Raw genomic sequence first — 9,303 nt, forward strand, 5'->3', positions numbered from 1 at the left:
CCCAAAGTATATTGGGATGGTTCTTTTAGTAATAGGCTTCAACATGTTTTTATTGATATCTCAATAAACGCTTGTTTTCTATAAGAATGTGCTTTTAAAATGAAAAACAGAAGGCTTATGGAATTTTATTTTAAAATATAGAAGTCAAAAGTTATTCAATTAAAGGGCAGATTAGTGAAGGAAATCTTAAATATATTCTAAAGATCGAACTCATTTTTAGAATGCAAATATTTAATTGGATCGGGGTGTTTAGATGAAAAAGTTATATAAGTCCACTCAAGATAAACAAGTATCAGGTGTGTTAGGTGGCTTAAGCGACAAGTATGGGATTGATGTAAGTATTCTTCGCATAGTAACTGCAGTATCAGATTTTTTTAGGGCCAAATTTTTTGGTAAGGCTAACGGATATTGTGAAAAAAGTACTACACTAAAGAATACAGTTCAGTTCGATAAGATAAAATTATGAATTTGTATAAATAATCCATAATTTTCTTTATGAGTTATATTTGATATGTTAAAGAAAAGAGAGGGGAGGGAAATGAAATAAGAATTTTTGATGAGCATTTTCATATTATCGATTTCAGTTTTCTGATTATTGAGACTAAGGGTGTTTTCCGATGAATGAAATGTGTCCACATTTAGTAAAGCGTTTAATCCAACTAAAATATATTTAGAATGAGGTTTTAAATGTTTGTATTTATTATATTAGACGTAATATTACCGATATTAATATTGATGCTAATTGGTGCAATCTTACAAAGAAAGTTCCAATTTAACTTAAAGCAGCTATCTACACTTATTACTTATTGCTTAATGCCAGCGGCTGTATTTGTGAATATATATGATATTCGTATAGAAACAGGTTTTTTGCTCCAGATAATATACTATTTAATGCTTTATAGTCTGAGTCTGATCATAGTAAGTCATTTCATTTCAAAAATATTGAAGTTAGAAAAAGGAGAAAGTGCAGCTCTAAAAAATAGCATTTCGTTAATGAATTCCGGTAATTATGGGTTACCAGTAAGTCAATTGATTTTCAGTCACAATCCAGTGGGGGTTTCCATTCAAATTTTTATTGTTATTTTCCAGAATCTTTTAACTTATTCATATGGGATATATAACTTACTATCAGCAACAAAAACAATCGGAGGTATTATTCAATCATTTCTAAGACTGCCTGTATTTCATGCGCTCGTATTAGGGGTTCTCTTTCAATCTTTTAAAATTCAAATACCTAATTCTATCTTGCTACCTCTTAATCAGCTTGCGAATGGTTTTGTTGCAATAGCACTCATATTGCTAGGGGCACAATTATCTAACATTAAACTTAATTTTTTCCATCGAGTCATAACATGGGCTTTAATTGGAAGGTTACTGATGGGACCATTATTAGCACTTGCCGTAATATACATACTAAACATCGATGGTATTGTTGCACAATCATTATTTATTGCAAGTTCTTTTCCTACTTCAAGAAATACATCAACCATTGCTATGGAATATCAAATAGAGCCTGAATTACATGCACAAATCGTTTTATTTTCAACACTTTTCAGCATTATTACAGTAACTGTCGTTATTTATTTGTCATATATTTTGTTTTGAATATACGTGCAAAAACGAATAGATTTGAGGCGGTAAATGATGGACGGAAACCCCATCGATATGAGAAGAAAACAGTCTATGATATATGGGGGGCGTTTACAATTGTACCGTGTCTGATAATCAAGTGGCTTAATTCAAAAAAAGGAAACTCGTTACGGGTTATTTCGTATGAAAATCTTTAAAGCATCTACATATAGACTTGCGAAAAAAGACAAAATTCCGTTTATAATTGACGTTACATGAGCTTAGTTTGATAGCGGTGGGGTGGGAGCGTCAAGTAAGAATTTTTTCTTTATTGATTTTATGCGGTTTTTCCGCAAAATTGTAACTAAGGGGGATTCCAAGTTGAGTAAACAGAATATCAGCACAACAGTTTCAGGAGATATAATTGTTACCCATCTAGTTGGCAATATAAAAACAGATGATGTGTATGAATGGTTTAATGGTTTTGAGCAGGTTTGTCAACAATTCATTTCTGAAGGGCGGAAATACAAATTGTTGGTGGATAGAAAAGGATACACGCCAAATCATTTTTCTGTTCAAAAAGTATGGAAAGAGAAGTTCTTCAATGAAATCATTTTGAATAACAATAAGGCAATTGCATTTCTCCTTGAAGAGGGGGAGATAATGGATTATTTACAACAATCTAATACGAAAGAATCTGTGAGATTTTTTGATGATTATGAACAAGCGCTAATTTGGTTGAATGAATATCCAATATAAAACCTGTATTGAAGCCGTTGCTCTCAAGCAACGGCTTTTTTGTCCGTAATTGTTGCCGTTATTTTTCTTCACAGATTCTTGTCCAATTGTTTGTCTGATCCTAAAAAACGAAACTAAAGCAAAAAGAACAAACGTCTCTAAAAAACGTTTGTTCACAGTTAATTCCTATTTTAGCTAAGTGATAGATTCCATTTTATGAGTACGAGAAATTCTTTTTATAAGTTTAGGAAGGACAGAAGTTAATTCCTGTTTCATACGCTTCGTAAACGATGGGTCCTTACCTGAAGTCGAAATAGTGACAACATATTCATCATTTCGAATGACACCAGGTGTGTGAAACGATGATGCTGTACCATCACTTACAACGTTAACCCACTGGAAATCATGAGCGGCCTGTTTGACCATCATATTTACAGCATGTTGATTTGTAGCTGCATAAATTAGATGAGCATCTTTAATATCATCATTACTAAAAGTTTTTTGTTTCCAAGTAATATAAGAAAGTTCCTTCATTTCCTCGCAAATTTCTGGGCTGACAACAGTGACGAAAGCGCCTGTATCTTTTAATCCAGACGCTTTTCGATATGCAATTTTACCTCCACCAATGATAACAACGACTTTATTTTGTAGATTAAACATAAGAGGGTACATGTTATACATATATGCATTCCTCCATTCGTTCTAATAATGTTAGTTTCATATATGTATCAAACTGAAGACAGTTACAAGTCGTGACGTGATTATATTTTTTTGTATGCAATTTAATTTTTTGAAGTAATAATCCGGTAAAGAGAAGGTACGGCATGACATATACATGGGACGCAGTCGATGTTATAGCCTTGAGCTCAGCAGCGAAAGAGGGAGTTCCTTTCGTTAAAAAGGAACAGGATACTGGCATACCAAGTTTTCGTTCGACAGCTGCTCCGATTTGTTGTAATTCATGTATCGGTTGTGGATCACTACTGCCTCGCCCTACGAGTAAAATACTACTATTTTGCATTGGCATAGCTTCACGTATTCTTTTCACTACAAGTTCCACCATATGTGGATGTGTACTAAAAGGAGGTACAACTGAAAATGTTATTTGTGGATATTTCTTTTGTAGTTGTTCTATTTCAAAAGGAATATCACGTTTATAGTGAGCTGCTGCAAATAATAAAACAGGTACAATCATTATTTCAGTTACTCCCTCTATTATCGTTTCTGTAACTGCATCCGAAATAGTAGGTGTCGTTAGTTCTAGAAAAGCTATTTTTTGAATTCTTTCGTTTCGCTCTTTCATAACAGATTGAATAAATTGAATGAATTGTTCATTACCTTCTTGTAGCCGGCTCCCATGTCCAACATATACAATTCCTTTCATTGTCTCACCATGTCTTTCTTCATAAGAGTTTCTTGTAATTGATGATCTACGTTATGAAACCCAACTTTATTTGCATAGTGTAAAGTTGGAACGTCGGTATACGAGAATGGGAGAGTAAGAATATTGATAAAGCCAAGGCGTTTTATTTCTGCTAGAAACGTATCAATAGAAGCACGACCTTCAAATACAATGCTATCCCATGAGAATTCAGAAAGAATACGTGAATGAATTTCATCGAAGCGATGATCAATTGTGTACTCATGAGTCATCATATAGGAACCAGCACCAATTTTTTCTTGAATAACAGCAATTCGGTTAATGTTTCGTCCTAAATAAATCGTTGAATTCGAAGAAAATTGCGCAGGTTTACTGAACAATCCATATTGCATGAGCTTTTCTTGAATAGAAAGGTTCATATACTGAAGTTCTGCCTGTAAGGAACGAATATCTTTATGATATTTACTGCATGATTGCATTAAGATGTCTACACTGTCAGCGGAACAAAATACAAGACGATCAACGTTAAAAATCTTATTGATTTGTTCAGAGGTTAATGTGTATTCTTTCTTTTTGAAAGTTGGAATTTGATATATTTCTGCACCGGACTCTTGTAACTTTTGCTTTATTGCGCTTTTTTTATTTGTTGCAGCTGCAAATAAAACTTTCTTGCCGTGCAATGGTTTACGTTCTTTCCAAGAGATTTGATTCCGCAAAGTAACAACATCACCAACAATTGTCATAGAAGGATTAGAAATATTTTCGTTTTTGACAATAGAAACAATGGTAGACAGTGTCCCTGTGACAACGCGCTGTTTACCAGTTGTACCCCATTCAATGACTGCTACTGGCGTATCTTCTTTTTTTCCTGCTTGTAGTAAGTTTTTACAAATTATAGGTAAGTTTTTTATACCCATGTAGTAGGCAATCGTGTCGCTATTGTGAGATGAATTATATTTTCCATGATCGGTTAAGGGACCTTTTGCATGTCCGGTTAATAAAGTGACACTATTACTGTAGTCACGGTGAGTGAGGGGAATACCTGCATAGCTACTAGCGGCGATGCTAGATGTAATGCCTGGTACAATTTCATATGGAATATTTGCTGCTGCTAAAGTTTCTGCTTCTTCACCAACACGGCCAAAAATAGATGGATCTCCGCCTTTTAATCGGACAACAATTTTGCCCTCTTTCGCAAATTGAAGAAGGTGTGCGTTAATTATTTCTTGTCGCATAATATGATTCTTTGGCATTTTTCCGCAATACATAAGTTCACATGTTTGTTTTGTATAGCTAAGAAAGAAAGGGTTTAGTAAACGGTCATATAAAACAATATCTGCACGTTTTAAACACTCTATCGCTTTTTTTGTAATAAGCCCTTCATCACCTGGTCCTGCACCAACTAAATATACATATCCGTTCATAATTGCACCTCATCAATTTTTATTTAAAAGGAAGCCAGAGGAGGCTTCCTTTCGAAAATTACATGTATAAATAAATGTCACCGTCAATAACTTCTACTTCGTATGTTTGAATACAGCCGTCATCAGGTTTTTGAACTTCACCTGTTAGTAGTGAGATTTTCCAATCATGCAGTGGACAAAAGACGAATTCTCCAGACACAATCCCTTCTGCTAACGGTCCGTTTTTATGAGGACAACGATTTTCTACAGCTCGAATATCGCCATTTGAAAGGCGGAATAGGGCGATAGACATACCTTTCATTTGCACTTCTTTACCGATTTGAATAGCAAGATCTTCCGCACGCATAACTTTTATTTTTTCTTTCGTTTGTATCATTTAGATCACAGCTCCTTATTTCACAGTTTCTACTTCATACATCGCTTTTAATGATTTCGTTTCTAGTGCTTGTCCCCATGCTTCCGTATATGTTCTACGAGCTGTTTGGAAACGTTCATTTAACGTAGTAACCATACTTGCATCTTGTAGTATTTCTTTTATATGATCGAAGCCTAAACGTTCTGTCCAGTAGGCGGTACGCTCTCCGTAAATACCAGTTTCACGATAATATTGCATGTAAGCTGCAGCGATGCGAAGGACATCATCTTCAGTAGGGACAATCATTACAAAATCAGCTTCACGTACTTCTGTACCACCATTTCCGCCAATATAAAGTTGATATCCATTTTCGACACAAACAACGCCAAAATCTTTCGTCAGTACTTCCGCACAGTTACGCGGACAACCGGTTACACCCATTTTCATTTTATGAGGTGTATCTACCATTTCTAATGATTGTTCAAGCAACATACCAAGTCCTAATGAATCTTTCGTACCGAAACGGCAAAAACGAGAGCCAACACATGATTTTACATTACGAAGAGACTTTGAATACGCATATCCAGAAGTCATATGTAAGTCAGCCCATACGTTAGGTAAATCTTGTTTCTTAACACCGTATAAGCCAATTCGGCTTGCACCGGTAATTTTCACAAGTGGAACATCATACTTCTTCGCAACTTCAGCAATTTTCATTAAATCATCAGCTGTTGTAACGCCTCCGTACATACGTGGAATAACAGAGAATGTACCATCGTGCTGGATGTTACCATTCATTCTTTCATTAACGAAACGGGACGATTTATCATCTTCATATTCTTCTGGAATCGCCATACGTAAATAGTAGTTTAAAGCAGGGCGGCATTTCGAACAGCCGTCTTCATGTGCAAAACCAAGAACATTTCGTACTTCTTTTGGAGATTTTAAGCCTTTCTCGTGAATGGCCGCTACGACTTCATCACGGGATAAAGGTGTACATCCACACATACCGGCAGATTGCGCTGAGGCATCAAAAGCATCTCCAAGTGTATGAGATAAAACTTGTTCCACAAGTGGACGACATTTACCACAAGAACCTGCGGCTTTCGTACAGCTTTTAACTTCTTCAAAAGTCGTTAACTCTTGTTCTAAAATGGCGTGAACGATTGTACCTTTCGTAACACCATTACATCCGCAAATCGTGTCATCCGCACTCATAGTAGCAACGTCAAGTTCACATTCTTCACCAGCTTTGTGAAGAATGGAAGCTGGTGTATATTCTTGTATATCTTCTTCTTTCTTTAACATGCTAAAGAGGCGTGTACCGTCAGCTGTATCACCGTATAAAACGATACCGACGACTTTATTATCACGAATTAATACTTTTTTATAGGAACGTTTACATTCATTAAAGATGGATATTGCTTTCGTTTGATCATCTTCATAAATTTGGCCAGCAGAGAATAAATCACAACCAGCAACTTTTAATTGTGTACCGACGATACTGCCCGAATATCCATCAGTTTGTAAATTTGTTATATGTTTTGCTAATATCGCACCTTGTTCATAAAGAGGAGCAACAAGTCCATATGCGATACCGTCATGCTCTGCACATTCTCCAACTGCATAAATGGACTCATCATTTGTTAGCATATAGTCATTGACTACAATACCGCGATTTACAATTAGACCAGCATCTTTTGCTATTTGCGTATTTGGGCGTATTCCGACAGCCATTACGATTAAATCACAATCTACAACTTCACCGTCTTCAAATTGAATGCCCTCAACATGGTCTGTACCAAGAATTTTTACAGTTTTCTTTTCCATTAAAAACTTCATGCCTTGTGCTTCTAAATCTTCACGCAGAAGAGCAGCTGCTTTCGTATCTAGTTGTTGCTCCATTAAGCTAGGCATTAAATGAACAACATGTACGTCCATTCCTAAATCAATTAGGCCTCTTGCGGCTTCTAAACCGAGTAACCCGCCACCAATGACAACGGCCTTTTTCTTTTCTTTAGCGGTATCTATCATAAATTGTGTATCTTCAATAGTTCGAAATCCTGTTACACCAGAAAGTGCGGAACCTTCAACAGGTAAAATAAAAGCACTAGAACCTGTTGCGATAATGAGCTTGTCGTATGTAAGAGTACGCTTCTTTTCTGTAATAATAATTTTTTCTTCTCGGTTAATACTTTGAACTCTTTCATCCGTATACAAAGTTATTTCGTTTTCTTCATACCAACTGTATTCATTCATAATGATATCTTGCATATTTGTTTTGCCTTGTAAAACATGAGAGAGCATAATGCGGTTGTAGTTTGGATGCGGTTCATCTCCAAAAATAGTAATCTCATATGAATCACTATCATGTTTTAAGATTTCTTCCATACAGCGAATGCCAGCCATACCATTTCCGATCATAACTAAACGTTTTTTCATTTTCGTTTCCCCTTTTTATGTGAAATATTGAACAAAGGATTATATTTTTATTATAGAAAATCAAATAAGGGGGAGATGTGATATTTATCACATTTTTATAATGATTCACAAATTGTTAAAATTCGGTTTTATGTGAAGGGGATGTGAATATTTTTCGCGAAACGAAAAAGCAGGCCATAAGTATTTACACTCATGTCCTGCACTTGATTTATGCTTTCGTAATGGCACGCGGAAATAAAATATTATTTTCTAAATGAATATGCTCAAATAAATCAGACTCTAGCGCTTCGAGGCGTTGGTAAACAAGTCGATAAGTACCGCAAGCACCTTCTGGAGGAGTAAAGTCATTTGTCACTTTACGAAGTTCTTTTATAATATTTCCAGCATGATTGTGCTCATTTTCTAGTTCATTTACTACTTTACGTAACTTAGCATAGTTTTCATTAGTTGGATTTTGTTCAAATTCTAAAATTAATGGAAAATCTTCCATTTCTTCTTTAATTAAATGCTGTTCTAATTCCATTTTAAGTTCATGAAATAGCTTATGAATTTGAGCTAAATGAGGCTGACTTGCCCCATGAACACGTAATACTTTTGTCACATATGGACTTAACTGTGGTAATTCTTCATTTAAATAGCGGTGATGCTTATTTATAACATAATCAATCAATTCACGATAAGAAGCATTTTTCCAATCAATTTCCGATTCATTTAATCGTTTCGTATTATGATAAAGCGTATTTAACTCTGTAAGCACTTCAGTAGCTGATAAATTTCTTTCATGAATTGCATCAATAAGTGGCTTATTACCGCCACAACAAAAATCTATTCTATATGATTTAAAAAGATCACTAGCTTTCGGAAATTGTGTAACAATCTCACCAACAATTGAAGTTTCAGTAAATGTATGTTCCATATGAATGCCTCCATAAAGTTTTAATGTAATATCTGAATTAAGAATAGCGATAAATTAAAATCTATGTAGTGATTGAAATCACTTATTCTGTGTCGTTTTTGAGAATAATAAGAAGAATGTTATTAAAATAAGGGGGAAAGTAATAAGTGGTAATATTTTACGTTAATAAAAAAGAAGCTTAGTAAAAGCTTCTTTTTTATTACTATTTTTCACATGCAATTCCATCGCCATCACGATCAAGATGAGAGCTATAACCTGGTTGCCCTTTATGTAAAGGAGCTTTCCCAGCTGCTCTAACTGCAGCACAATTTTTGTAGTATGCACTATCAGTATTACCATTAGCTGGTTGTGTTTGAGCTTGCTGTGCTTTTTGTTCTTCTTGTTGTTTACGAGCTTGTTCATCAGCCTGACGTTTTTGTTCTTCTTGTTGTTTACGAGCTTGTTCATCAGCCTGACGTTTTTGTTCTTCTTGTTGTTT

Annotated in this window: 10 protein-coding genes; 3 read left to right on the plus strand and 7 right to left on the minus strand. The window is 35.0% G+C overall.

Features of this window, described 5'->3' with window-relative positions; all coding sequences use genetic code 11:
• Nucleotides 1-253: 253 nt before the first annotated feature.
• From ACTFRU_RS13610 to ACTFRU_RS13620, 3 genes are all read left to right on the plus strand, one after another.
• The gene (locus tag ACTFRU_RS13610; RefSeq protein WP_061684623.1) at nucleotides 254-466 is read left to right on the plus strand and encodes a PspC domain-containing protein; all 213 of its coding nucleotides are present in this window, start codon (nucleotides 254-256) and stop codon (nucleotides 464-466) included.
• Between the two features lie 221 nt (nucleotides 467-687).
• Nucleotides 688-1,605, plus strand: coding sequence for an AEC family transporter (locus ACTFRU_RS13615; RefSeq protein WP_000497493.1), 918 nt, complete (start codon nucleotides 688-690; stop codon nucleotides 1,603-1,605).
• Between the two features lie 303 nt (nucleotides 1,606-1,908).
• A complete protein-coding gene (locus ACTFRU_RS13620; RefSeq protein ID WP_080353262.1) occupies nucleotides 1,909-2,328 on the plus strand; it encodes an STAS/SEC14 domain-containing protein in 420 nt (139 codons plus the stop codon).
• Nucleotides 2,329-2,502: 174 nt separating this feature from the next.
• Here ACTFRU_RS13620 and ACTFRU_RS13625 read toward each other — a convergent pair whose 3' ends face one another.
• The 7 genes from ACTFRU_RS13625 to ACTFRU_RS13655 form a co-directional block, all read right to left on the minus strand.
• Nucleotides 2,503-2,988 (minus strand): precorrin-2 dehydrogenase, encoded by a 486-nt coding sequence (locus tag ACTFRU_RS13625; protein ID WP_440037693.1) that lies wholly within the window; start codon nucleotides 2,986-2,988, stop codon nucleotides 2,503-2,505.
• Nucleotides 2,981-3,691, minus strand: a complete 711-nt coding sequence (locus tag ACTFRU_RS13630; RefSeq protein WP_000676473.1) for a sirohydrochlorin chelatase — start codon at nucleotides 3,689-3,691, stop codon at nucleotides 2,981-2,983. Before ACTFRU_RS13630 ends, ACTFRU_RS13625 begins: the two co-directional genes overlap by 8 nt.
• On the minus strand, nucleotides 3,688-5,112 hold the full coding sequence (locus ACTFRU_RS13635; RefSeq protein ID WP_001014943.1) for a uroporphyrin-III C-methyltransferase: 1,425 nt from the start codon (nucleotides 5,110-5,112) through the stop codon (nucleotides 3,688-3,690). Before ACTFRU_RS13635 ends, ACTFRU_RS13630 begins: the two co-directional genes overlap by 4 nt.
• A 58-nt stretch (nucleotides 5,113-5,170) precedes the next feature.
• Nucleotides 5,171-5,488 (minus strand): nitrite reductase small subunit NirD, encoded by a 318-nt coding sequence (gene nirD, locus ACTFRU_RS13640; protein WP_000616677.1) that lies wholly within the window; start codon nucleotides 5,486-5,488, stop codon nucleotides 5,171-5,173.
• A gap of 15 nt (nucleotides 5,489-5,503) precedes the next feature.
• Nucleotides 5,504-7,909 carry an NADPH-nitrite reductase large subunit gene (gene nirB / locus ACTFRU_RS13645; RefSeq protein ID WP_290102348.1) on the minus strand — a complete coding sequence of 802 codons (2,406 nt, stop codon included), beginning with the start codon at nucleotides 7,907-7,909 and terminating at the stop codon, nucleotides 5,504-5,506.
• A gap of 208 nt (nucleotides 7,910-8,117) precedes the next feature.
• Nucleotides 8,118-8,825, minus strand: coding sequence for an iron-sulfur cluster repair di-iron protein (ric, locus tag ACTFRU_RS13650; RefSeq protein ID WP_000401361.1), 708 nt, complete (start codon nucleotides 8,823-8,825; stop codon nucleotides 8,118-8,120).
• Between the two features lie 202 nt (nucleotides 8,826-9,027).
• Nucleotides 9,028-9,303: excalibur calcium-binding domain-containing protein (locus ACTFRU_RS13655; RefSeq protein WP_049107470.1), on the minus strand; the 276-nt coding region annotated here is incomplete at its 5' end.

Source organism: Bacillus cereus group sp. MYBK220-1 (assembly GCF_051916445.1).
Classification (GTDB): domain Bacteria; phylum Bacillota; class Bacilli; order Bacillales; family Bacillaceae_G; genus Bacillus_A; species Bacillus_A cereus.